Raw genomic sequence first — 22,557 nt, forward strand, 5'->3', positions numbered from 1 at the left:
GGCCCCCACGGGCGCGCAGCCGGACGGATCGACCACCGGCTTCACGACGATCTGGGCGTCGGATGCCGCGAGCCAGGTCCGGATCTGGTCGGTCGTCACCGGGCACCGCAGTCCCTCGACCCGGCCCAGCGGGCCGGCACCGACCACGGCGTCCTCGGACACGTGGATCACGAGGCTGATCCTGCGGCGGCGGGTGGGGCGGCGGTGCAACCGCCGCGGAGAGCCTGACTCCGTCTCTTCCTCATCGCTGCCGGTGAGGTCGAGGGTCTGCGCCCCGCGAGCGAGCTCTCCGACAGCCTTGGACCGCCGCACGTCCAGCGACTCCTCGGACCCGAGCTGCCGCAGCTGCGAGGCGAGGTCGGCCACCGCGTGCTCGAGGTCCATCGCGTCGGCGGCGTCGAGGACGCCGTGGACGTCGACGGTGCCGTCCAGCGTGGCCTGGTCGAGGTGGATGTCGAAGGACCGGTGGTCGGCCGCTCTGCCGAAGCGTTCCTGGGCCAGGTCCCGGTCGTGGCGGGCGATCGCCTCGTCGACCAGGTCGTTCAACCGGGTGGGGCCGATCTTGTGGGCGACGTGCGCGACGTGACGGTCCACGAACTCAGCTGCGGCCGGGTTGAGCGCGATGGTGTGGCGGGCGATGTGCCGGGCCCGCCACGCGGGCAGGTCGCCGGCGACGACGCGGCGGTAGAGCCGCGGCAACCGGTAGCGCAGCTCGACCGCCTCACCCAAGAACGCCTTCCCGGCCTCCGTGGACATCCCGAGCGACGCGGCCCACTCGGCGACGCAGAACTCGGTGATCAGCGGTGTGCCCTCGCCGGCGATCGGGACCGCGGTCTCGGACCCGTCGAGCTCGAACCCCGCCGCTTCGACCAGCGACTCGGCGGGGTGCTGGACCGCCCACTCGACCGCGAGCTGGAGCAGCCGGGACTCCTGGGCGTTGGCCTCGCGCCGTGATTCGCGGGCGGCAGCGAGCACCCCGGCCGGGGAGTCGAGGCTGTCGCACACGGTGGCTGTCATGGGACTACTCAAGCAGCGACCACCGACAGTCCCGGCCCGAAAAGCCCGCCGTTGAGGCCATCCGGGGAAAGAAGAAGGTAAAGAAATCGCAGACCGCAACCCGAGCCGGTGGTTGAGGTGCGAGGCGCCCCAGCGCCGAGCCTCGAAGCCCCAGAAGAGACGCAGGGCGCCGACCGTTGAAGTCGCTGGGTCTCGACGGGCTCGACCCGCGTTCATCGCCGCCCTGCCGACCTCACCGGGTCTCGACGGGCTCGACCGGCGTACCTCAGCGCCCTGCGCACGCTGCAGGGTTTTCACCGTCTCGCTCCGCTCGCACCTCAACCACCGGTGCCGGGGTCTCGACGGGCTCGACCTCCGTGGGGCCGGCGGCCTGCGCCGGTACCGGGGTCTGGGTGGGTTCGGCCTAGGCTCGCGCGGGTGGAGGACGTGACGACGACGGTGCTGGTGCTGCTGGCGCTGGCGGGGCTGGCGGCCGGCTTCGTCGACGCCGTGGTCGGCGGGGGAGGCCTGATCCAGCTGCCGGCGCTGCTGCTCGGCCTCCCGAACGCCTCGCCGGTGCAGGTGCTCGCCACCAACAAGCTCGCCTCGATCTGCGGCACGACGGTGAGCAGCGCGACGTACTACCGGCGGGTGCGCCCGGACCCGAGGACGTTCATCCCGCTGATGCTGCTCGCCTTCGCAGGGTCGGCGCTGGGCGCAGGGGCGGCGAGCCTGATCCCCAAGGACGCGTTCGCCCCGATCGTGCTGGTCGCGCTGATCGTGGTGGGCGGCTACGTGCTGGCGAAGCCGAAGCTGGGCGAGGTGACCATGCTGCGGTTCGCCGGCCACCACCACACGGTGGCCGCGATGGTCACCGGCTTCCTGATCGGCTTCTACGACGGCGCGCTCGGCCCCGGCACGGGCAGCTTCTTCGTGTTCACGCTGGTCGGCCTGCTCGGCTACAACTTCCTCGAGGCGAGCGCGAAGGCGCGACTTGCCAACTGGGCCACCAACCTCGCTGCCCTGTGCGTCTTCGTGCCGCAGGGCGCGGTGCTGTGGAAGATCGGCCTCGTGATGGGCCTGAGCAACCTCGTCGGCGGCTACCTCGGCGCCCGTACGGCGGTGTCGCGCGGCAGCCGGTTCGTCCGGGTCTTCTTCATCGTGGTCGTCTCGGCCTTCATCGTCCGGATCGGCGGCGAGGTGCTGGGGCTGTGGGGGTAGACCGCTACCTGACGCTTGCGCGCGACGCGGAGGCCGAGATCGAGGTCAAGCGCTCGCGGTTCCTGTGCACCCTCGTCCGCGTCGAGGACGAGGCTGCGGCGCGGGCCGTGGTCGAGCGGCTGCGCAAGCAGCACTGGGACGCCCGGCACCACTGCTCGGCGTTCGTGCTCGGCCCGGGCAGCGAGGTCGAGCGCTCGAGCGACGACGGCGAGCCCGCCGGCACCGCGGGCGCACCCATGCTGGAGGTGCTCCGCGGCCAGGGCCTCAGCGACGTCGTCGCGGTCGTCACCCGCTGGTTCGGCGGCACCCTGCTCGGGGCGGGCGGGCTCGTCCGCGCGTACGGCGACGCCGTGCGCGCCGGGCTCGACGTGGCCGGCACCCTGGAGCGGGTCCGGGTCCACGAGTACCTCCTCCAGGTCTCGCACGCCGACGCCGGCCGGGTCGAGAGCGACCTGCGCGCCCGCGACGTCGAGGTGCTCGACGCCGAGTACGCCGCGGCGGTGACGCTGCGCCTCGGGGTCCGGGAGCCGGGGTCCCTGGCGCCGCTGGTCGCCGAGCTCACCGGCGGCGGCGCCGAGCCGGTGGCCGCGGGCAGCTCGTGGGTCGACGTACGGCAGTAGCCTCGACGGCATGAGCATCCCCGTCCCGATCGACCGGCTCGCCGAGACGCTGCAGGACTTCGGCCCCGGCTACCTGCTCACCGCTGGCGCGGACGGCCGGGTCAAGGTCGTGACCGTCGAGCCGACGCCCGTCGACGGCGCCCTGGCGTGCGGCGCCAGCCGGGGCAGCGCCGCCAACGCCACCGCCAACCCCGCGGCCACGCTGCTGTTCCCGCCACCCGAGCCGCGGGGCTTCAGCCTCATCGTCGACGGCGACGCGTCGGTCGCGTCCGGCGACGAGGTGTCCGTCCGGCCGACGAAGGCGGTGCTGCACCGGCCCGCCTCCCACGCCGACGGCCCGGTCGCCGGTGACGGCTGCGGCCACGACTGCAAGCCGGTCGAGTGAGCGCCACCCACCCGTTCTGGGTCACCGCCTTCCTCGACCTCGCCGCCGACGCGTTCGAGCCGGGCGTCGGCTTCTGGCGCGGCGTGACCGGCTACGGGCTGTCGCCGCTGCGGGGGGAGCACGAGGAGTTCGCGACGCTCGTCCCGCCCCGCGGCGACGACCACCTGCGCGTGCAGCAGCTGGCGGACGGACCGACCCGGCTCCACCTGGACCTGCACGTCCCGGACCCCGGCACGGCCGCCCGGGCCGCCGCCGGGCTCGGCGCGACCGAGAGTGCGCGCCCCGACGGCCCGGACGGATACGTCGTGATGGCCTCGCCCGGTGGCTTCCCGTTCTGCTTCGTCACCCACCCCGCCCGGGTCCCGGCCGGCCCTGCCGACTGGGGAGACGGCTTGAGCTCGGCGGTCGACCAGGTCTGCCTCGACGTCGCCCCGGACGGCTTCCACGAGGAGGTGGCGTTCTGGCAGGCGCTGACCGGCTGGGAGCTCCGGGCACCGGCCAGCCGCGAGGAGTTCCGCCGCCTCGTCCGGCCGGCGGAGCAGTCGGTGGGCCTGCTGCTCCAGCGACTCGACGAGCCGCGCGGCGCGACGACGGCGCACCTCGACGTCGCCACGACGGACCGGTTCAGGGAAACGGCGCGCCACGAGGCCCTCGGCGCGGAGGTGGTGGCGACCCAACAGTGGTGGACGGTGCTGCGCGACCCCGTGGGGTCGGCGTACTGCATCACCGACCGCACCCCGGAAACCCGCGTGCTGGACGAGCCGGCCGACCACTAGCGTCCGGGGTCATGACGACCGACACCCGTGTCGACCCGCCCCTGCAGGGCACCGAGGTCGAGACGCTCCGTGGCTTCCTCGACTACCACCGCGACACCCTGCGCTGGAAGACCGAGGGGCTCACCAGCGACCAGCTCAGCGCAACGCTGCCGCCCTCGACGATGACCCTCGGCGGGATGCTCAAGCACCTCGCGCTGGTCGAGGACTGGTGGTTCAGCGTGGCGCTGCTGGGCAACGAGGCCGCGGAGCCATGGACGTCGGTCGACTGGGAGGCGGACGGCGACTGGGAGTGGCACAGCGCCGCCGCCGACACTCCCGATGAGCTGCGCCGGCTGTTCGACGCCGCGGTTGCCGCCTCGGACCGCAACCTCGACCGGGCGCTCGCCGAGGGCGGCCTCGACATGCGGTCCGCGCGGCCGCAGCGAAGCACCGGGAAGCCCGTCAGCCTGCGCTGGATCCTGGTCCACATGATCGAGGAGTACGCCCGCCACAACGGGCACGCCGACCTGATCCGCGAGTCCGTCGACGGGAGCACCGGTGAGTGACGAGCCCGCGCCCGACCCGGCGATCCGACCCGCCACCGAGGAGGACTGGCCGCGGATCTGGCCGATCTTCGACGCGACCGTCCGGGCGGGGGAGACCTACGCCTACCCGCCCGGCTTGGACGCGGAGACGGCGCGGGGGCTGTGGCTCGAGCGGCCACCGGGCCTGACCGTCGTCCTCGAGGAGGACGGCCGGGTCCTCGGCACCGCCAAGATGGGGCCGAACCGGCCCGGCCCCGGGAGCCACGTTGGCACCGCGTCGTTCATGGTCACGCCCGAGGCGCGGGGGCGCGGCGTGGGCCGTCGACTGGGCGAGTGGGTGGTGCAGTGGCACCGCGACCAGGGCTACCGCGGCATCCAGTTCAACGCCGTCGTCGAGACCAACACCGCGGCCGTGGCGCTGTGGCAGGCGCTCGGGTTCGAGATCGTCGGCACCGTCCCCGGCGCCTTCCACTCACCGACGCACGGGTACGTCGGCCTCCACGTGATGCACCTCCCGCTGGCGCAGGACTGACCCGGGCCGGACTGGGCCGTCAGGCGGGTTCGGCGAACCCCGGGAGGTACTCCTCGAGGATCGCCCGGAACGGTGCCTCCGCCTCGAGCTGGCTGAGCACGCCGATCCCGCCGAGCCAGGTGCGGTGGATCAGCAGGTATGCCGGCGGCAGGTTGAGCTTGAGCGCCAGCGTGTACGTCGGCTCCTTGGGGTTGTTGATGCGGGCGAACTGCTCGCGCATCCACTCCCGCGAGAAGCGGAACCGTTCGACCCGGGTCGGCTCCGCGAAGGGTGCGAGGTAGTCGAGGAGCAGGCCGGGGTCGAGCTTGATGCCCGGCTTGATGAAGCCCTCGGCCCGCAGCCCGTCGACCAGCTCCTGACCCTCGTTCTCGCCGGCGATCCGCAGGAGCCGTCCCATCGCCTCGGGCAGCCCCTGGCCGGGGAGCCGGGCCACCGCGCCGTAGTCGAGCACGCCCATGCCCCCGGGGGTGCCGTCCTCGCGGGGCAGGATGCGGTAGTTGCCGGGGTGCGGGTCGGCGTGCAGCATGCCGGTGCGGGACGGGCCGGCGAAGAGGAAGCGGACCAGCAGCTCGCCGTAGTGGTCGCGCTCCTCCTGGCTGCCGTTGGCGATCACGGACGCCAGCGAGGCGGGGCTGTCCAGCCACTCGCTGACCAGGACGGTGCTGCCGACTCCTACGACGTCGGGGACGGTGATCTCGGGGTCGTCGCGAAACGCGTCGGCGAACGCCTGCTGCGCCTCGGCCTCGAGGTGGTAGTCGAGCTCCTCCTCGGCACGGGCCTGCAGCTCCTCGATGAGCGGCTTCACCTCGACCCCCGGCACGAGTGGGCCGATGGTGCGGGTCAGGCGGGCCAGCTGCTTGAGGTCGGCGCGCAGGGCGTCGCCGGCGCCGGGGTACTGCACCTTCACCGCGACGTCGCGGCCGTCGTGCCAGCGGCCCTTGTGGACCTGCCCGATGGAGGCCGCCGCGCTCGGACCGCCGTCGAGCCACACCAGCCGCTCGCGCCAGTCGTCACCCAGCTCCTTGGCGAGGATGTCGCGCACCGTCTGGGTGGGCATCGGCGGCGCGGAGTCCTGGAGCCTGGTGAGCTGCTCGCGGTAGGGCTCGGTGACCTCCTCCGGCAGCGCCGACTCCAGCACCGACAGCGCCTGGCCGAACTTCATCGCGCCGCCCTTGAGCTCGCCGAGCGTGCGGAACAGCTGCTCGGCCGTGCGCTGCTGGATCTCCGACATGACCGCGTCGGCGGGCTTGCCGCCCAGCCGCTTCCCCAGACCGATCGCGTTGCGCCCGGCGAAGCCGAGGGGCAGGGCTGCCAGCCGCGCGGTGCGCGCGGCGGCCTTGCGGGGAAGCTCGGTCACCCGGCCATTCTGCCGGGGCGCTGGTCGCGACCCCAGTGGTTTGTGTCACGGCCGGCCGTACGACGGCGACTCACCGTCACGCGTCCGCTGGCTCCGTCGACCCGGCTGCCGTCTGGGCCGCCATGAGCAGGTTGCCGTCCGGGTCCTCGAAGGTGACGAAGCACAGGCTGCCGATGTCCTCGACCTCCGAGACGTTCGTGGCGCCCACGGTGTGCAGATGGTCGACGGTGGCGGCCATGTCGTCGGTCCACAGGAAGAACCGGGCCGGGCCGCTGGCCACGAAGTCGGGCCGGTTGGCGTCGAGGCAGAGGTAGGGCTGCCCGGTGGTGGGGATGTCGTAGATGGTGTCGCCGTGGCCGAGGGCGTCGGCGTCGTGGGCGAAGCCGAGCAGGTCGGCGTACCAGGCGACGGCGCGCGGCATGTCGCGCACCGGGATGAAGACCTGGCCGACGCGGGTGGACAGTGGGCTGCTCGGGGAGTCGCTCGTGGTGGTCACGGTCCGCGACGCTAGCGGCCCGCCCCGACAACCGGCGGTCCGGGTGAGCCGGGGGACCGACGCGGGAAGAGCCGGCGCGGCTGGTACGCCGGGCCCTTCCCGGTCTCCCCGGCTGAGGGACCTCGCGGTCCGCTCAGGCGTTGGTGGTCTTGCGGGCGCTCATGCCCTCCGCGACGCCGATCAGGGCGACGGCGGCGATCACGGCGACGATGAAGCCGAGGATGTTCAGCTCCCAGATGCTTCCCGTGCCCAGCAGGTTGGCGACCACGCCGCCGATGACCGAGCCGACGAGGCCGAGCAGCAGGGTGGCGAGGAGGCTGAGGTTCTGCTTGCCGGGCTTGATCAGACGGGCCAGGGCGCCGATCACGAGTCCCGCGACGATGAAGCCGATCATGTGACTCTCTCCTTGTTCGGGGGTTGTTGCCGGGCTCCTGTACCTCAGAGCGGCTACCTCGAAACTAGCGCGGTGGCACAGGTGGCTGGTGCCACTGGGACCAAGGGTGCTGCTGTGACCTCCGGCCCGGACGCGCCACCGGCAGGTCAGCGGGGGCCGAGCTCGATCTCCGGCCCGCCGGTGCCATCGCCGGGCCCGGTGGAGCCCTTGACCTCGACGAAGAGCACGTGGGTCGGGGTGTCGCCGATGTTCTCGCCGTGGTGGGTCTGGGACGGCAGCCAGCCGACGGTGCCCGCCACCATGTCCACCTCGCGCTGGGACCCGCCGGACACCAGCCGGCGCCGGAAGCTCGAGAGCGTGTACATGACGCTGTCGGGGTGGGCGTGCGGCGTGGTCACGTCGCCGGGCTGGTCGGTGTACTCCAGCACGCGCACCTGCTCGTTCTCGAAGAGCACCTTGTAGTGCTGCGGGTTGGTCACCGCCGGATCGAGGCTCATGCGGGCAGGATGACAGACCCCGCGGCGGGAATCAGTCGTTCGCGGATCCGCCGGGTCGGTCGGAACGCCGCGCCCGCCATCGGCGCACCACGAACACCGCCAGTGCGGCGCCCAGTACGACGTAGACGGCGTACGACGCGTCGCCGACGTACGCCTCCACGCGCCGCCACTGCGCGCCCAGCTCGTAGCCGGCGAGGATCAGCGCGGCGTTCCAGACGAGGCTCCCCACGGTGGTGAGGACCGTGAACGACACCAGCCGCATCCGCTGGATGCCCGCCGGGATGGAGACCAGGCTGCGCACCCCCGGCACGAACCGTCCCACGAGAACCGCAGTCCGGCCGTGGCTCTCGAACCACGCGACGGCCCGGTGCACGTCGGCGCCGTCCACCAGCGGCAACCGGTCGGCGACCCGGCACACCCGCTCGACGCCCCAGACCGCGCCGGCCCAGTAGAGCAGCAGGGCGCCGGCCAGCGAGCCCGCGGTCGCCCACACGATCGCGGCCACGACGCCGTAGTGCCCCTGGCTGGCGGTGAACCCGGCCAGCGGCAGGACGACCTCGGAGGGGATCGGCGGGAACGCCGTCTCCAGCAGGATCGCGACACCGACCCCCGGCGCACCGATGGCCCGCATGAACTCGACGATCCATTCCTGCAGGGGGATCACGGCGCCTCCGGCGGGCGCGTCGAGCAGCGGGATGAACGTGGCACCGGCATGAGTCTCCTGTACCGCGGCGTGTGCCGTCCACGCGGGTCGCAGCCGGGTGTCGGGACGGCCTCGGGGTTCACTGAGGCCATGGACTTCGAGTTCGAGGGGCGGGTCGTCGAGTGGCGCGGCCCCGCGCCGTTCTGGTTCGTGCGCATCCCCGAGGAGGAGAGCGCCGACATCAAGGTCGCCGCGCAGGGCGTGGAGTACTGGGGGCAGGTGCCGGTGGTCGTGCGCGTCGGCGCCACCGAATTCACGACCGCGCTGTTCCCCAAGGACGGCTGCTACCTGCTGCCACTCAAGGCCGCCGTACGCCGCCAGGCCCGGATCGAGCCGGACCAGGTGGTGAAGGTCGGGCTGGGCGTGGGGCGCCGACAGCCCTGAGTGCGGCCGGCCGCCGATCCCGCAGGGTCGAGCCAGGAGAACAGGCCGAGGGCGAGCATCCCCAGCAAGGTCGCCAGCACGAGCACCGCGGCCCCGTTGGCCACCTGCGAGCTCGAGCCTCGGCGAGGAGGCTGCGGCCGAAGCCGAGGAGGGCCAGGAAGAGCAGGACGACGACCAGCGCGACGATGTCGATGTCCACGGCGCGGAGCCTGGCGCGCCCGACCTCGCAGGCCGGCGCAGGCCGGCCCCGCTGAGTTGTGCGCAAACGCGGGTCATCTGGCCCCCCGAACCTGCGCTTGCGCACACGGGCACCACGCATCCCCGGATATCCGGGGATCGCGACGGGCCCGGGCTACCGCACGGGCGTGATGAACCCGCTGACGGTGCCCGAGACCGTGAAGGTCAGCAGGCCGAGGTCGCGATCCATGAACTGGTCGCTGAAGGCGAAGCTGCAGGTGGTGGAGGTGCGGCGGTTCTTGGTGGACCTCCCCTTGGCGATGCCCGGCTCGCTGAACTCGTCGATCACCGCTCCCGACTCGTCCGTGACGACGGCGTGGAACTCGCCGAAGGCGGTCGGCACCAGGACGCTGGTGCTGGCGACGTCGTGGCCGGGCGTGAAGTCGCCGTTGCCGTTGACGGCGATCACGTAGTCGACCCCGTTGTCGCAGCTGAGCGGGATCAGCTGCCCCTTCGGGTCGGCTGCCGCGGGGGCCGCGACGGCGACGGCCGTGGCGAGGCCGAGGGCGGCTGCGGTGGCGATGAGCGTCTTCATGGGAGAGGTCCCTCCGTCGAGATCATGACCCGGACCGTGCCCATGCTGGTTCAGCAGGCAGGCCGGGTCATGACCAGAATTCAGGACCTCGCGGGACCTCGCCAGGAGCCGTGGCTCAGGCGGTTCCCGGGAACTTCACGCCCGTGTTCGCGTGGCAGCGGTAGCCGAAGGGGTTCTTCGCGAGGTACTGCTGGTGCGGGTCCTCGGCGTAGTAGTACGTCGGGGCCGGCGCGATCTCGGTGGTGATGTCGCCGAGCCGGCGCCGCTGCAGCTCCGCGCCGTACACCGCGGTCAGCTCGCGGGCGACCTGCTCCTGCTCGGGGGTCGTGAAGTAGATGGCCGAGCGGTACTGGGTGCCGATGTCGTTGCCCTGCCGCATGCCCTGCGTGGGGTCGTGCACCTCGAAGAACGTCTTGACCAGGTCGGCGTAGGAGACCTTCGACGGGTCGAAGACGATCCGCACGGCCTCGGTGTGGCCGGTCCGGCCGGTGCAGACCTCCTCGTACGACGGGTTCGGCGTCTGCCCGCCGGCGTACCCGACCGAGGTGGACCAGACGCCCGGCAGCTGCCAGTAGACCTCCTCGGCACCCCAGAAGCAGCCGAGGCCGAAGACAGCGACCTCGAGACCCTCGGGCACCTCGTCGGTGACGACCGGCGCGTCGAGGACGGCGTGCTTCGTCGCGAGGTGGAACTCCCGCGTCGGGCGGCCGGGCAGCGCCTCGCCGGGCGCGGGAAGGGTGGTCTTGTGGCGGGCGAAGAGGGACACGATCACTCCTGTCTCGGGCCCGGGGTCGGCACGGGCACTCACCAGTCTGCAACAGCGGTGGTGGCCGATCCGTTCCCGAGCGCTCCCCGAGACGAGCACGGCGGCGGTCCGAAGTAGTGTCGGCGGGGTGAGCGAGCAGCAGCACAGGAGCAAGTCCGGGTTCGAGACCCGCGCCATCCACGCCGGCTACGAGCCGGACCCCACGACGGGCGCCGTGATCCCGCCGATCTACGCCACCTCGACCTACAAGCAGGACGGCGTCGGCGGCCTGCGCGGCGGCTACGAGTACAGCCGCTCCGCGAACCCGACCCGCACCGCCCTCGAGGGCGCGCTCGCCGCGCTCGAGGAGGGGGAGCGCGGCTTCGCGTTCGCCTCCGGCCTCGCCGCCGAGGACACCCTGGTTCGCGCCGTCTGCCGGCCCGGCGACCACGCGGTGATCCCCGACGACGCCTACGGCGGCACCTTCCGCCTCTTCGACAAGGTCGAGAAGGTCTGGGGCCTCGACCACAGCCCGGCGCCGGTCTCCGACGTCGACGCCGTCCGCGCCGCGATCCGGCCGGGGGAGACGAAGCTGGTGTGGGTCGAGACGCCGACCAACCCGCTGCTCAACATCGGCGACATCGAGGCACTCGCCTCCGTCGCCCACGACGCCGGCGCGCTGCTCGTCGTCGACAACACCTTCGCGTCGCCGTACCTCCAGCAGCCGCTGACGCTGGGCGCCGACGTGGTGCTCCACTCGACCACCAAGTACGCCGGCGGGCACTCCGACGTCGTCGGCGGCGCGATCGTGGTCCGCGACCTCGACCTGGCCGAGAAGGTCACCTTCCACCAGAACGCCATGGGCGCCGTGCCCGGGCCGTTCGACTGCTTCCTGACCCAACGCGGGCTCAAGACCCTCGGCGTCCGGATGGACCGCCACTGCGACAACGCCGAGAAGGTCGTGGAGTTCCTGACCGGCCACCCGCAGGTCACCCAGGTGATCTACCCCGGCCTCGAGGAGCACCCCGGCCACGCGGTCGCGTCGCGGCAGATGAGGCGCTTCGGCGGGATGGTGTCGTTCCGCGTCGCCGGCGGCGAGGAGCAGGCGCTGGCGGTGTGCGAGCGGGCCGAGGTGTTCACGCTCGGCGAGTCGCTGGGCGGCGTCGAGTCGCTCATCGAGCACCCCGGCCGGATGACCCACGCCAGCGTCGCCGGCACCGACCTCGAGGTGCCCGCCGACCTCGTCCGGCTCAGCGTCGGCATCGAGACCGCCGACGACCTGCTCGCCGACCTCAACCGCGCCCTCGGTGGCTGACCGGTCCGGGACGGGCCGGGACGGGACCGTCGTCTGCGTCGACTTCGGGTCGACCTTCACCAAGGCGGCGCTGGTCGACCTCGCCGAGGGACGGCTCGTCGCCTCCGCGTCGCACCCCACGACGATCGGCACCGACGTCCTGGACGGGTACGACGCCTGCCTGGCCGACCTGGTCGCGCAGGACGCCCGTGCTGCCACGGCAGAGGTGCTGGCCTGCTCCAGCGCCGGGGGCGGGCTGCGGGTGGCCGTGGTCGGAAACGAGGAGCTCGTCACCGCCGAGGCAGGCCGCCGGGTGGCGCTGTCCAGCGGCGGCAAGGTGGTCGACGTGGTCGCCCTGTCGCCGGCCGGGACCGGCGCCGGCACGCCGACCGTCGAGGACGTCACGAAGACGCTGGCCGATGCCTGCCCCGACGTCGTGCTGCTCACCGGCGGCACCGACGGGGGCAACCCCGAGCCGCTGGTGACCGGGGCCCGGCTGCTGGCCGACGCCGGCTGGCGCGGCCCGGTGGTGGTCGCCGGCAACGTCGACGCCCGCGACGATGCCGCCGCCGTGCTCGACGCCGCGGGGGCGCCGTACGTGCTGGCCGACAACGTCGTGCCCCGGATCGGCGTGCTCGCCCCGGAGTCGGCGCGCGCCGCGATCCGCGAGATGTTCCTGCGCCACGTCATCGGCGGCAAGCACCTCAGCAGCCGCACCACCGCGGCCGGGGAGGCCTTCACCGAGCTGGTCCGCGGCGCCACGCCCGACGTCGTGCTCACCGGCGTGGAGCTGCTCGCGCACGGCCTCGACGAGGAGCGTCCCGGTGCCGGCGACGTGGTCGTCGTCGACGTCGGCGGCGCCACCACCGACGTCCACAGCGTCGTCGAGGTCGACCCCGAGGACGCGGGACTGTCCCGCGAGGTGGTCGCGACCACCCCCGTCACCCGCACCGTCGAGGGCGACCTCGGCATGCGCTGGTCCGCCGTCACGACCGTCGAGGCCGCCGGCCTCGACCTGGCCGACGAGGCGGCCCGGCGGCACGACGATCCCGCGTTCCTGCCGGCCGACGAGGCGGACGCTGCCGTCGACGAGGCCATCGCCGCGGCGGCGGTCGGCCTCGCGCTGCGCCGGCACGCCGGCCGGTCCCGCGTGGTCGTCGGGCCCGACGGCCGGGTGGTCGAGCGGTCCGGGAAGGACCTGCGCGAGGTCGACCTGCTCGTCGGCTCGGGCGGGGTGCTGCGCAACGGCCGGCCCGGGGTGGCGGCCCGGGTCCTCGCAGGGAGCACCGGCGAGGACGCCTCCGGGGAGGAGGGGTGGCAGCTGCCGCGGTCGCCCCGCACGGTGGTGGACCGCGACTACGTGCTCGCCGCGGCCGGTCTGCTGGCGGGCGCCCACCCGGACGCGGCGTACCGGCTGGTGATGGGGCTCACCGGGGGCGGTCGGGGCGAGGGCTAGCCTGTGGCCGTGAGCAGCGAGCAGGAACGCGCCGCGCAGGCGCCGGCCGGGGCCCCGGTGCCCCAGCGCCCGGGACTGCGCGAGCGGTTCGGTCGCGTGGTCCCGCCCAAGGGCTCCGCCGGGGCCGACGACGAGCGGCTGGCCGAGCGGATCGCGCACCAGTGGGCCGCGCTGCGCGCCGAGCGCGAACGCCGCTCGGAGACGCCGCAGATCGCCACCGGCCCGTCGAACTTCAGCCGGGCCCAGGTGCCGTGGGGCGTCGACCTCGCCGCCGCGTGGGCCTGGCGGTTCCTGGTGATCGCGGTCGCCGGCTACGTGATCGTGCGGGTGCTCTGGTTCTTCTCGCTGATCACGATCCCGATCATCATCGCCATGCTGATCAGCGCCCTGGCCACCCCCGTCGTGCACGGACTGAGCCGGATCGGGCTGCCGCGGCCGTTGTCAGCGGTCCTCGTGGTCATGGGCGGCATCGCCACGGTGGCGTTCCTGCTCACGATGGCCGGGCAGCAGGTCGCCAGCGGGATCAGCGACCTCGCCGCCCAGGTGGCGCGCGGCCTGGGCGAGATCCGCACGTGGCTGAAGGAGGGGCCGCTCAACGCCAGCGACTCCCAGATCGACGGCTACCTCAACGAGCTCCAGGCCTCGATCGCCGACTGGGGCCAGCGTGGCGAGGCGCTGACCCAGGTGACGGAGTTCGGTGTCGCCCTGGGCCACCTGCTCGCGGGCTTCTTCATCGTGCTGTTCGCGACCTACTTCTTCCTCGCCGACGGCGGCCGGATCTGGGCGTGGGCCGTGCGGCTGGCGCCGCGGGCCGCCCGCGAGCACGTCGACACCTCGGGCCGGGTCGCCTGGATCTCGCTCACCCAGTTCGTCCGCGCCACGGTCATCGTCGCGGCGGTCGACGCGATCGGCATCATGATCGTGGCCGCGATCCTGCAGGTGCCGTTCGTCTTCGCGATCGGCGTGCTGGTCTTCCTCGGCGCCTTCGTGCCGATGGTCGGCGCCACCGTCGCCGGCGCCGTGGCGGTGCTGGTCGCCCTGGTGGACCAGGGCCCGGTCACCGCGCTGCTGATGCTGGGCGGCGTCATCCTGGTCCAGCAGGTCGAGGGCCACGTGCTCCAGCCGTTCCTGATGGGCCGCTTCGTCTCGGTGCACCCGCTCGGCGTGATCGTCGCGATCGGCTGCGGCGTGCTGGTCGCCGGGATCGCCGGCGCGCTCATCGCGGTCCCCGTCGTGGCGGTCGCCAACGCCGTCGTGCAGCACCTCGCCAGCAACACCGAGGTCGGCGACGACGATCCCGACGAGGTCCTGGAAGGCGAGATCGCCGACGGTGACGACGTACCCCCTGTGCCTGACGAGGAAGGTTCCCCGCGTGACTGACGTGCCGAAGGTGTCCCTCGACGACATCGAGGCCGCCCGGAAGGTGCTCGAGGGCACCGCCATCGAGACCCCCATGGAGGAGTCCAGGTGGCTCTCCTCGATGGCCGGCGGCCCGGTGTGGCTCAAGTGCGAGAACCTCCAGCGCACCGGCTCCTTCAAGATCCGCGGCGCCTACGTCCGCATCTCCCGGCTCTCCGAGGAGGAGCGCGCCAACGGTGTCGTTGCGGCCTCGGCCGGCAACCACGCCCAGGGTGTCGCGCTCGCCGCCTCGCTGCTCGGCATCAAGTCGACGGTCTTCATGCCCGAGGGCGCCCCGATCCCGAAGGAGCGCGCCACCCGGTCGTACGGCGCCGACGTGGTCTTCCACGGCCGCTACCTCGAGGACGCGCTCGCCGAGGCGCGGGCCTTCTCGGAGCGGACCGGCGCGGTGCTGATCCACCCGTTCGACCACCCCGACATCGTCGCGGGGCAGGGCACTGCCGGGCTCGAGGTGCTCGAGCAGGCGCCCGAGGCGAAGACCGTGCTGATCCCGACCGGGGGCGGCGGCCTGATCGCCGGCATGGCCATCGCGATCAAGGCGAGGCGGCCGGACGTCCGGGTGATCGGGGTCCAGGCCGAGGGCGCCGCCGCCTGGCCCGGCTCGCTCACCGAGGGCAAGCCGGTCAAGCTCGAGTCGATGCAGACCATGGCCGACGGCATCGCAGTCGGGCTGCCCGGCGAGGTCCCGTTCATCGCGGTCACCGACCACGTCGACGAGATCCTCACCGTGTCCGAGGAGTCCCTCTCGCGCGCGCTGCTCGCGCTGCTGGAGCGGGCCAAGATGGTGGTCGAGCCGGCCGGGGCGGCCGCCGTGGCCGCAATGCTCGACCGCCCCGACGCGTTCGCGACGCCCGCGGTGGCGGTGCTCTCCGGTGGCAACATCGACCCGCTGCTGCTCGGCAAGGTGATCCAGCACGGCATGGCGGCGGCCGGCCGGTACCTCCACCTCCGGCTCTGCATCCCCGACGTGCCCGGCGGACTCGCCGCCCTGCTCACCGAGGTGGGTGCCGCCGGCGCCAACATCCTCGAGGTCGCGCACGAGCGGATCTCCGCGTCGCTGCACCTCGACGAGGTCGAGGTCAGCCTGCAGATGGAGACCCGCGGCCTGCCCCACGCCGAGCAGGTGATGACCCGGCTGCGCGAGCGGGGCTACCGCATCTACGAGTGACCTCCGGCGGACGGCTGCTCGGGCAGGGGTGCGAGCAGCGGCTTCACCACGGTATGTCGGGCTACCCGCGCCTCCCGTGGTGCACACCCCTGGGGATGTGCGGGTTCAGCGACATACCGTGGTGAAGCCGCAGCACCCGGCTGGCGCAGGCCGCCCGGAAACGCCAACGGCGCCGCCCCGGATGGCGGCGCCGTCATCAGGCGTGTGCGGCCGGCGTCAGTTCGTGTAGGGGACCGCGTCGACGATCTCGACCGACAGCTCCTTGCCGTTGGGCGCGGTGTAGCTGACGGTGTCGCCCTTGGTCTTGCCGTTGATCGCGGCGCCCATGGCCGACTGCGGCGAGTAGACCTCGAGCGGGTCGTCCTCGCGCTTGATCTCGCGGGCGCCGAGCAGGAACTTCTCGGTCTCGTCGTCCCCGACGAAGCGGTAGGTGACGACCATGCCGGGCTCGACGACGCCGTCGTTGGCCGGGGTCTCGCCGACCTCGGCGCGACGGAGCATGTCCTCGAGCTGCCGGATACGGGCCTCGATCTTGCCCTGCTCGTCCTTGGCGGCGTGGTAGCCGCCGTTCTCCTTCAGGTCACCCTCGTCGCGGGCGGCGCTGATCCGCTCGATGACCTCCTGCCGGCGAGGACCCTTGAGGTCCTCCAGCTCGGCCTGGAGCTTGTCGAAGGCGTCCTGGGTCAGCCACACGGTGCCCTGGTCGGTCGACTGCGTCATGGTGCGTACTCCTCATCGGCGGACGTCGCGGTGACATCCGCGTGATCGTGGTCAGTGCTGCCTCGGGCCTGGTCGGCGGGCCCGGCGAGCGCGTGGGAATCCGGCTCTGCGTGTGAGGCAGAACATCCAATGTAGCAACTCGTGACGCAAATGGCAGGTCGGAGCCGACCGCGTCACACAGGGCCGGGAGGGGTGGGCTCAGCGGGGGCGGGGCTGCCCCGGTGTGGTGCAGCCCACCAGCGAGACCGTGGTCGCCCGCCGCTCGGTGCGGACCTCCCGGGTCAGCGTCGGCCCGCCCGCGACGTCGGCGGAGGTGACCTCGAACGCGAGCTCCCCGACCACCGTGTGGTCCTCGGCGATCGCGCGGAGCAGGCAGGTGGCGATGACGTCTTCGTCGCCGAGGGAGACGTTCAGGCTGGCCGTCGCGCGGTGCTCGTCCTCCACGGCGTAGGTCACCAGCTTCGACGACACGTCGGGGTCGCCGTGGAAGAACGCGGTCCAGCCCAGCCAGCCGAGGAAGACCCCCGCGACCACCGTCGAGACCGTCACCAGGAGCCGCCGACGGACCGGGGACGGCGCGCCGTACCGGGTGCTCAGGACGTCGTCGCTCACGGTGCCATGGTTCCACGCTGGTGGTGGCTCCCTACAATCACGGGCATGCCGCAGGGACCCCGTGCCGGTTACCGGCTCATGCACGTGCACGCCCACCCCGACGACGAGTCGAGCAAGGGGGCGGCGTCGACCGCGCGCTACGTCGCGGAGGGGGTCGACGTCCACGTGGTCACCTGCACCGGCGGCGAGCGGGGCTCCATCCTCAACCCGAAGATGGACCGGCCCGAGATCCTCGAGAACATCACCGAGGTCCGCCGCCAGGAGATGGAGCGGGCCCGCGACATCCTCGGCGTGCGCCAGGACTGGCTCGGCTTCGTCGACTCCGGCTGGCCGGAGGGCGACCCGAAGCCGCCGCTGCCCGAGGGCTGCTTCGCGTCGCTGCCGGTCGAGGAGGCGGCGGCGCCGCTGGTGCGCCTGATGCGGGAGTTCCGGCCGCACGTCGTGACGACGTACGACGAGCGCGGCGGCTACCCGCACCCCGACCACATCATGTGCCACCAGGTCACCGTCGCGGCGTTCGAGGCGGCCGGCGACCCCGACCGCTACCCCGAGCTGGGGGAGCCGTGGCAGCCGCTGAAGCTCTACTACCACCACTCCTTCAACCGCCCCCGCACCCAGGCGCTGCACGACGCGATGCTCGAGCACGGGCTCGAGTCGCCGTGGGCCGAGCGGCTCAAGGAGTGGGTGCCGGAGCCGGACTGGGACGCCCGGATCACCACCCGGGTGCCCTGCGCCGAGTACTTCGGCGTCCGCGACCAGGCGCTGATGGCGCACGCCACCCAGATCGACCCCGACGGCCACTGGTTCGCCTGCCCTCGGGAGATCCAGGAGACCGTCTGGCCGACCGAGGACTACGAGCTCGTCGTGAGCCACGTCCCTTCGCAGACCCCGGAGGACGACCTGTTCGCCGGCATCACCGACCCCGCCTGAGAGAATCGAAGCATGCTCCCCGCCCTGCTTGCCCCGGCGTACGACGCCGTTCTCCCGCTGGTCGTCGCGCTCCAGGTCGACCCGACCCCGAAGCCCGAGGACGTCAAGGCCGGCTGGGGTGCGTTCGCGATCTTCATCCTGCTCATCGTCGCCGTCGCGCTGCTCGGGCTCAGCCTGGTGAAGCACCTCCGCAAGGCCGAGGCGGCCAAGGACGCCGGTCTGTTCGGCGACCAGCCGGCCGCGAACGGTGCCGACGACGCCGACGGCCGGCAGGGCTGACGCCCGACCCCACGGCCGGAGAAGCCGGACTCAGCCCGGGGTCCGTCGGACCCGCACGAGGCAGTCGTACGCCGTGAGCGTCGCCTCGCCCCCGTGCCCCGGCTCGACCGGGCGGGTCACCCGCTCGGCGCGCTCCACCACCAGCTCGCCGGGCGCCGCGCCCTCGAGGTCGGCGACGACGTCCTCGGCGGTGTAGAGCACCGACGGGTCCTGCGGCCCGCCCGTGCCCTCGGAGATGTTGCTGCTGTCGTGCGCCACCACCAGCATCGTGCCGCCCGGTCGGAGCGAGACGAGCGCGTTGCGCATCGCAGCCTGTCGCTGGGCCGGGCGCAGCTGCAGGTAGGCGACGACGACCAGGTCGAAGCCTTCCGGCCGGTGCCACGTGGTGGCGTCACCGACGACCCACTCCACGGGGGTGTCCTCCGCGAGGGTGCGGCCCTTGTCCAGCGCGACCCGGGAGAAGTCGACCGCCGTCGCTCGCCAGCCGCGGCGGGACAGCCAGATCGCGTTGCGGCCCTCGCCCGCCGCGAGGTCGAGCGCGTCGCCGGGTGGCAGGCCGGCGCACTCCCGCTCGACGAACCGGTTGGGCCCGGCCGACCACACGAGCTCCGAAGCGGCGTACCGCTCGTCCCAGGCCTCCGCGTCCATGGCTCGATTGAAGCAGGCTCCCGCCCAACTTTTTCCCAAGGTAGGGCAGGCAGTCTGATCGCGAGAGGTGCGAGCAGGGCGGCGGTGACCCTGCTCGGGGCGCGCCCGGTCGTCGCTGTTCGGGGCTCGGAGCGCGCGGACGGGGTGGGTCCCGGCTGACGCGCACGAGGCCGAGGTGGTGACGTGATGTCGGATGCAGTGTCGTCAGGGCAGGCGAGCAACGACGGGGTCACCCGTCGCACAGCACTGCGGCTGGGGGCCGCGTCGGGGTTGGGGGCGGCGCTGGCGGTCGGGGGTGGTCTGGGACGCCCGTACCTCGCGCAGCGGGGGTGGCTCTCCGCGGACGGGATCTTCGGGGCCACCGCATCGGCGCTGGCCGACAACCTCTTCTACACCGAGGACTTCCCGACCAGTCCCCTCATCCTCCGCCCGTTCGACCAGGAGCTGCCGATCCCGCGAGCGCTGCGACCGGTGGCCGACTCGGTGTTCCGCGACTGGGAGCACCCGCCCGGCCCCGGCGAGGGCGAGCAGAACTCGCTGCGCAACGAGCGCCACCAGCTGTGGCAACCTCCCGGCGGGACTGTGGATCCCATCGTCTACGAGATCGACCACCTGGTGGGGACCCACTCGTTCACGACGTCCAAGGTCCTCGCCATCGACAGCGACGGGGAGCCCACCCGATCCTGGGACGAGACCGGCCGCCGCTACGACGAGGGCGTCGAGCGGACGCTGCCGCCGAGCACGATCTACGGGTTCAACGGGACGCTGCCCGGCCCGATGATCAACGCCGAGTACGGGAAGCCGGTGCTGATCCGCTTCCGGAACCGCCTCCACGAGAACCCGCTGGGCCTGGACCGGCAGGACTTCGGCGACCCGAACTACGGAGCGCTGGTCCACCTGCACAACGCCCACACCGCGCCCGAGAGCGACGGGAACCCGCACTACAGCATGGTGCGAGGGGCGAGGAAGCCCGGCTACGCGCCCGGGATGTGGGTGGACAACCTGTATCTCAACTGGGCCGCCGGTGGGGACTCACGCGAGAAGCAGAGCTTCTTCTGGTTCCACGACCACACCATGGACCACACCGGTGCCAACGTCTACAAGGGGATGTTCGGGCTCTACCCGATCTACGACCCCGAGGGCGGCACGGACATGGGCGACGAGCGGCGGGGGCTGCGGCTGCCCGGGGTCCGCACCGACCACTCCGACGGCTCCTTCGACGTGGAGTACGACATCCCGCTCGCGTTCGCCGACTTCCGGCTCGACGACGGCGAGACGCTGCACCACGACATCCACGACCTGCACGGCCAGTACCCGGCCGCCGGCAACCCCCGCAAGCACCCCGAGTGGTGGGGCAAGACGTTCTACAAGCACTTCCCCAACCACGGGTTCGTCGGCGACCTCTTCACGGTCAACGGGGTCGCCTTCCCGGTGCTCGAGGTCAAGCGTCGCAAGTACCGCTTCCGGTTCCTCGACGCGTCGGTCTCGCGGATCTACGAGTTCAAGCTGATGTCCTCGACACAGGGTCCGAGGTCAGCGGCGTCGCTGGGCTACAAGGACGAAGAGCTCGACGGGCAGTACCGGATCCCCGACGCCCAGCAGTGCATGCGCTTCACCCAGATCGCGACCGACGGCGGGCTCATGCCGTCGCCGCTCACGCGCGACTCGTTCGAGCTGTGGCCGGCCAAGCGGCGTGAGGTCGTCGTCGACTTCACCCGGTACCTCGACGGCTCGCCGACCACCAAGGGCGACGTCATCTACCTGACGAACGTCATGAAGATGGAGGACGGGCGGATGTGGGAGGCCTCGTCGCGGTCCAACCCGGACCCGGCGTACCTGGTCCCGGTGCTCAAGATCGTCATCGGGGACGACGCCCCCGACGTCAGCGAGGTGCCCCCGTTCCTGCGCCCGCTGCCGCCGCTGCCGGGCAACTGGAAGACCCTGCTCCCCAACCGGCTCATCTTCGAGGTCAAGCGGGGCAGCTCCGACGGCGAGATCGAGTGGCTCGTGAACGGCAAGCCGTTCGACCCCGACGAGGTTGCGCGCAGCCTGCGGAACCCCGCCCGCAGGCGTCCCCTGGCCCGGCCGCGGCTGAACAGCTTCGGGCTGTGGGAGGTCCGCAACGGCGGCGGCGGCTGGGTGCACCCCATGCACCTGCACATGGAGGAGCACCGCACCGTCATGCGAGACGGCCGCGACGTCACCGTGAACCCGCGACCGGGTCACCCTGACGACCGCTCGCGCGAGGACACCATCGCGCTCGACCCGGGCGAGTCCGTGATCGTCTACCGCGGCTTCCGCAGCTTCGTCGGCCCGTACGTCGCCCACTGCCACAACCTGGTGCACGAGGACCACGCGATGATGTTCGGCTGGGAGATCGTCCCATGAGTGCGCCGGCCCTCGGCCGGGCGACGGCGCCGCACCGATCGCGTACGCGGGACGCCCGAGGAGACCTGGCCGTGCCATGGGCCACGGTGCTGCCGCTGGCCGTCCTGCTGGCCTGCGTCGCCGGCTTCTGGGTCGTGTCGCTGCGAGGCGCGGTCGGCGCGATCCAGCGCACCGACTCCCCGTTCGAGGCATGGCTCCGGGAGTCGTCGTTGACGCTTCCGTTCTTCGCGCTGGCCGTGCTCGCGGCGTTCGGGCTGTCGGTGCGCTGGCGGGGCGCCGCCCGCAGGCGGGGCACGACCACGGTGACGGCCCTGCTGGTGGTCGCGGCGGGCACCGCGGTGGGGGTCGCCCAGCTCGCCGCCAGCGCGGCGTACGACTTCCACCTGCAGTGGAGCGCGGCCCGGGCGATGGGCGAGATGGTGGGCGGCTGCGTCGACTGCCTCGATGTCGACAGAGAGGCGACCCTTGCGCTGCAGGTGCGGGCGGTGGCGTACGGCGCCGCCATCCTGCTGGCCAGCAACGTAGTGGTGGTCGCCTGGCTGTGGGCCCTGGGCGGCGGTCGGCTCGACGCCTCGGTGGTGAGGAGGACGCGGCACCCGCGAGGCCGCCAGGGACGTGCCCGGTGGCCGGTGCGCACGTCGCGTGAGGCGGACCTGCGCATCGTGCTGGCTGCCTGCCTGCTGGGCAGCGGCGTCATCCATGCGGCCGTGACCCCGGTGCACCTGGCGGAGTGGCAGGCGGCGGGGGTCTTCTTCGTCCTGCTGGCGGTCGGCCAGCTCGCGGCCGGGGCTGCCGCCGTCCTGCGATGCGGAACGCCGGCGCTGGTCCTCGCCGCCGTCGTGTCGGTGGTGCCACTGCTGGTGTGGGGTGTCTCGCGGACGACGGGCCTGCCGCTGGGGCCGTGGCAGGGCATCCCCGAGGCGGTGGGGCTCGCCGACGCAGCGGCCTTCGTCCTGGAAGGTCTCGCGCTTCTGCTGGTCGCGGCGCTCGCCCGGGACGGCGGCCGGCTGCGGGGTCGGCCCGCGACCACGCCACACGCGGGCAGCATGGCCGTGGTCGCCGTCGTGTGCGCGATGTCGGTCGGGCTGGCCGGCAGCGGCGTGGGCTGGCTCGACGTCACGGTCCCCTCCGACGACCCGGGGGACCCCGCCCACAGCCACAGTCACAGCCACAGTCACTGACGTCCGGCACGGACGCGGGCGACGGACCGTGCACCGGCTGTCGGCCCGGTGGCACGATGA

General features: G+C 72.7%; 26 protein-coding genes. 15 read left to right on the plus strand and 11 right to left on the minus strand.

Features of this window, described 5'->3' with window-relative positions; genetic code table 11:
- A partial coding sequence (locus tag ACFP2E_RS05840; RefSeq protein WP_378539291.1) for a DUF222 domain-containing protein occupies positions 1–1,017 on the minus strand: 1,017 nt, incomplete at its 3' end.
- A gap of 417 nt (positions 1,018–1,434) precedes the next feature.
- Between ACFP2E_RS05840 and ACFP2E_RS05845 the strand changes: the two genes are divergently transcribed.
- The 6 genes from ACFP2E_RS05845 to ACFP2E_RS05870 are packed head-to-tail and all read left to right on the plus strand — an operon-like array spanning position 1,435 to position 5,054.
- Entirely contained in the window at positions 1,435–2,217 is a 783-nt protein-coding gene (locus ACFP2E_RS05845; RefSeq protein ID WP_378522613.1) for a TSUP family transporter, read from the plus strand.
- Positions 2,208–2,837 (plus strand): YigZ family protein, encoded by a 630-nt coding sequence (locus tag ACFP2E_RS05850; protein WP_378522612.1) that lies wholly within the window; start codon positions 2,208–2,210, stop codon positions 2,835–2,837. The genes ACFP2E_RS05845 and ACFP2E_RS05850 overlap by 10 nt, the downstream gene beginning before the upstream one ends.
- A gap of 10 nt (positions 2,838–2,847) precedes the next feature.
- Complete coding sequence (locus tag ACFP2E_RS05855) at positions 2,848–3,222, plus strand: pyridoxamine 5'-phosphate oxidase family protein (RefSeq protein ID WP_378522611.1); 375 nt, start codon at positions 2,848–2,850, stop codon at positions 3,220–3,222.
- Complete coding sequence (locus ACFP2E_RS05860) at positions 3,219–3,998, plus strand: VOC family protein (RefSeq protein ID WP_378522610.1); 780 nt, start codon at positions 3,219–3,221, stop codon at positions 3,996–3,998. Before ACFP2E_RS05855 ends, ACFP2E_RS05860 begins: the two co-directional genes overlap by 4 nt.
- Before the next feature lie 11 nt (positions 3,999–4,009).
- The gene (locus tag ACFP2E_RS05865) at positions 4,010–4,543 is read left to right on the plus strand and encodes a DinB family protein (RefSeq protein WP_378522609.1); all 534 of its coding nucleotides are present in this window, start codon (positions 4,010–4,012) and stop codon (positions 4,541–4,543) included.
- The gene (locus ACFP2E_RS05870) at positions 4,536–5,054 is read left to right on the plus strand and encodes a GNAT family N-acetyltransferase (protein WP_378522608.1); all 519 of its coding nucleotides are present in this window, start codon (positions 4,536–4,538) and stop codon (positions 5,052–5,054) included. Before ACFP2E_RS05865 ends, ACFP2E_RS05870 begins: the two co-directional genes overlap by 8 nt.
- Before the next feature lie 19 nt (positions 5,055–5,073).
- On the opposite strand, the gene ACFP2E_RS05875 is transcribed toward ACFP2E_RS05870, so the two are convergent.
- The 5 genes from ACFP2E_RS05875 to ACFP2E_RS05895 form a co-directional block, all read right to left on the minus strand.
- Positions 5,074–6,411: an ABC1 kinase family protein gene (locus tag ACFP2E_RS05875; RefSeq protein WP_378522607.1), complete on the minus strand. Its 1,338-nt coding sequence runs from the start codon at positions 6,409–6,411 to the stop codon at positions 5,074–5,076.
- 76 nt (positions 6,412–6,487) lie between these two features.
- Entirely contained in the window at positions 6,488–6,907 is a 420-nt protein-coding gene (locus tag ACFP2E_RS05880; protein ID WP_378522606.1) for a VOC family protein, read from the minus strand.
- A 133-nt stretch (positions 6,908–7,040) separates the two neighbouring features.
- Complete coding sequence (locus ACFP2E_RS05885; protein WP_378522605.1) at positions 7,041–7,301, minus strand: GlsB/YeaQ/YmgE family stress response membrane protein; 261 nt, start codon at positions 7,299–7,301, stop codon at positions 7,041–7,043.
- A gap of 146 nt (positions 7,302–7,447) precedes the next feature.
- Entirely contained in the window at positions 7,448–7,798 is a 351-nt protein-coding gene (locus tag ACFP2E_RS05890; RefSeq protein WP_378522604.1) for a cupin domain-containing protein, read from the minus strand.
- Positions 7,799–7,829: 31 nt separating this feature from the next.
- Positions 7,830–8,462, minus strand: a complete 633-nt coding sequence (locus tag ACFP2E_RS05895) for a DedA family protein (RefSeq protein ID WP_378522603.1) — start codon at positions 8,460–8,462, stop codon at positions 7,830–7,832.
- Positions 8,463–8,591: 129 nt separating this feature from the next.
- Here ACFP2E_RS05895 and ACFP2E_RS05900 point away from each other — a divergent pair, with 129 nt between their 5' ends.
- Positions 8,592–8,885, plus strand: coding sequence for a DUF1905 domain-containing protein (locus ACFP2E_RS05900; RefSeq protein ID WP_378522602.1), 294 nt, complete (start codon positions 8,592–8,594; stop codon positions 8,883–8,885).
- 352 nt (positions 8,886–9,237) lie between these two features.
- Here the strand turns inward: ACFP2E_RS05900 and ACFP2E_RS05905 are convergent, their stop codons facing one another.
- Both ACFP2E_RS05905 and msrA read right to left on the minus strand, forming a co-directional pair.
- Positions 9,238–9,657 carry a hypothetical protein gene (locus tag ACFP2E_RS05905; RefSeq protein ID WP_378522601.1) on the minus strand — a complete coding sequence of 140 codons (420 nt, stop codon included), beginning with the start codon at positions 9,655–9,657 and terminating at the stop codon, positions 9,238–9,240.
- Between the two features lie 115 nt (positions 9,658–9,772).
- Positions 9,773–10,423 (minus strand): peptide-methionine (S)-S-oxide reductase MsrA, encoded by a 651-nt coding sequence (gene msrA, locus ACFP2E_RS05910; protein WP_378522600.1) that lies wholly within the window; start codon positions 10,421–10,423, stop codon positions 9,773–9,775.
- Positions 10,424–10,550: 127 nt separating this feature from the next.
- On the opposite strand from msrA, the gene ACFP2E_RS05915 reads away from it, so the two are divergent.
- From ACFP2E_RS05915 to ilvA, 4 genes are read left to right on the plus strand one after another with little or no spacing between them, the layout of a single operon-like run.
- Complete coding sequence (locus ACFP2E_RS05915; protein WP_378522599.1) at positions 10,551–11,717, plus strand: cystathionine gamma-synthase; 1,167 nt, start codon at positions 10,551–10,553, stop codon at positions 11,715–11,717.
- Entirely contained in the window at positions 11,710–13,152 is a 1,443-nt protein-coding gene (locus tag ACFP2E_RS05920; RefSeq protein WP_378522598.1) for a glutamate mutase L, read from the plus strand. Before ACFP2E_RS05915 ends, ACFP2E_RS05920 begins: the two co-directional genes overlap by 8 nt.
- A 9-nt stretch (positions 13,153–13,161) precedes the next feature.
- Positions 13,162–14,532 (plus strand): AI-2E family transporter, encoded by a 1,371-nt coding sequence (locus ACFP2E_RS05925; protein WP_378522597.1) that lies wholly within the window; start codon positions 13,162–13,164, stop codon positions 14,530–14,532.
- A complete protein-coding gene (ilvA, locus tag ACFP2E_RS05930; protein ID WP_378522596.1) occupies positions 14,525–15,739 on the plus strand; it encodes a threonine ammonia-lyase in 1,215 nt (404 codons plus the stop codon). Before ACFP2E_RS05925 ends, ilvA begins: the two co-directional genes overlap by 8 nt.
- A 216-nt stretch (positions 15,740–15,955) precedes the next feature.
- Here ilvA and greA read toward each other — a convergent pair whose 3' ends face one another.
- Both greA and ACFP2E_RS05940 read right to left on the minus strand, forming a co-directional pair.
- Positions 15,956–16,459 (minus strand): transcription elongation factor GreA, encoded by a 504-nt coding sequence (greA, locus tag ACFP2E_RS05935; protein ID WP_378522595.1) that lies wholly within the window; start codon positions 16,457–16,459, stop codon positions 15,956–15,958.
- A 198-nt stretch (positions 16,460–16,657) separates the two neighbouring features.
- Entirely contained in the window at positions 16,658–17,071 is a 414-nt protein-coding gene (locus ACFP2E_RS05940) for a DUF4307 domain-containing protein (RefSeq protein ID WP_378522594.1), read from the minus strand.
- Positions 17,072–17,116: 45 nt separating this feature from the next.
- Between ACFP2E_RS05940 and mca the strand changes: the two genes are divergently transcribed.
- On the plus strand, positions 17,117–18,001 hold the full coding sequence (gene mca / locus ACFP2E_RS05945; RefSeq protein ID WP_378522593.1) for a mycothiol conjugate amidase Mca: 885 nt from the start codon (positions 17,117–17,119) through the stop codon (positions 17,999–18,001).
- Positions 18,002–18,013: 12 nt separating this feature from the next.
- Positions 18,014–18,280 carry a hypothetical protein gene (locus tag ACFP2E_RS05950; protein ID WP_378522592.1) on the plus strand — a complete coding sequence of 89 codons (267 nt, stop codon included), beginning with the start codon at positions 18,014–18,016 and terminating at the stop codon, positions 18,278–18,280.
- A 30-nt stretch (positions 18,281–18,310) separates the two neighbouring features.
- Here ACFP2E_RS05950 and ACFP2E_RS05955 read toward each other — a convergent pair whose 3' ends face one another.
- Positions 18,311–18,928, minus strand: a complete 618-nt coding sequence (locus ACFP2E_RS05955; protein ID WP_378522591.1) for a class I SAM-dependent methyltransferase — start codon at positions 18,926–18,928, stop codon at positions 18,311–18,313.
- 186 nt (positions 18,929–19,114) lie between these two features.
- On the opposite strand from ACFP2E_RS05955, the gene ACFP2E_RS05960 reads away from it, so the two are divergent.
- Together ACFP2E_RS05960 and ACFP2E_RS05965 are read left to right on the plus strand one after the other, a co-directional pair.
- Complete coding sequence (locus ACFP2E_RS05960) at positions 19,115–21,316, plus strand: multicopper oxidase family protein (protein WP_378522590.1); 2,202 nt, start codon at positions 19,115–19,117, stop codon at positions 21,314–21,316.
- A gap of 71 nt (positions 21,317–21,387) precedes the next feature.
- On the plus strand, positions 21,388–22,497 hold the full coding sequence (locus ACFP2E_RS05965) for a hypothetical protein (RefSeq protein ID WP_378522589.1): 1,110 nt from the start codon (positions 21,388–21,390) through the stop codon (positions 22,495–22,497).
- The last annotated feature ends 60 nt before the right edge of the window (positions 22,498–22,557 follow it).

The organism is Nocardioides sp. GCM10027114 (assembly GCF_042659625.1).
Taxonomy (GTDB): domain Bacteria; phylum Actinomycetota; class Actinomycetes; order Propionibacteriales; family Nocardioidaceae; genus Nocardioides.

What these genes read in the sequence shown, in the direction of transcription:
- ACFP2E_RS05855 (WP_378522611.1), top strand. Translation starts at nt 2,848, where the DNA reads ATGAGCATCCCCGTCCCGATCGACCGGCTCGCCGAGACGCTGCAGGAC.
- ACFP2E_RS05865 (WP_378522609.1), top strand. Translation starts at nt 4,010, where the DNA reads ATGACGACCGACACCCGTGTCGACCCGCCCCTGCAGGGCACCGAGGTC.
- ACFP2E_RS05885 (WP_378522605.1), bottom strand. Translation starts at nt 7,301, where the DNA reads ATGATCGGCTTCATCGTCGCGGGACTCGTGATCGGCGCCCTGGCCCGT.
- ACFP2E_RS05890 (WP_378522604.1), bottom strand. Translation starts at nt 7,798, where the DNA reads ATGAGCCTCGATCCGGCGGTGACCAACCCGCAGCACTACAAGGTGCTC.
- ACFP2E_RS05900 (WP_378522602.1), top strand. Translation starts at nt 8,592, where the DNA reads ATGGACTTCGAGTTCGAGGGGCGGGTCGTCGAGTGGCGCGGCCCCGCG.
- ACFP2E_RS05905 (WP_378522601.1), bottom strand. Translation starts at nt 9,657, where the DNA reads ATGAAGACGCTCATCGCCACCGCAGCCGCCCTCGGCCTCGCCACGGCC.
- greA (WP_378522595.1), bottom strand. Translation starts at nt 16,459, where the DNA reads ATGACGCAGTCGACCGACCAGGGCACCGTGTGGCTGACCCAGGACGCC.
- mca (WP_378522593.1), top strand. Translation starts at nt 17,117, where the DNA reads ATGCCGCAGGGACCCCGTGCCGGTTACCGGCTCATGCACGTGCACGCC.
- ACFP2E_RS05950 (WP_378522592.1), top strand. Translation starts at nt 18,014, where the DNA reads ATGCTCCCCGCCCTGCTTGCCCCGGCGTACGACGCCGTTCTCCCGCTG.
- ACFP2E_RS05955 (WP_378522591.1), bottom strand. Translation starts at nt 18,928, where the DNA reads ATGGACGCGGAGGCCTGGGACGAGCGGTACGCCGCTTCGGAGCTCGTG.
- ACFP2E_RS05960 (WP_378522590.1), top strand. Translation starts at nt 19,115, where the DNA reads ATGTCGGATGCAGTGTCGTCAGGGCAGGCGAGCAACGACGGGGTCACC.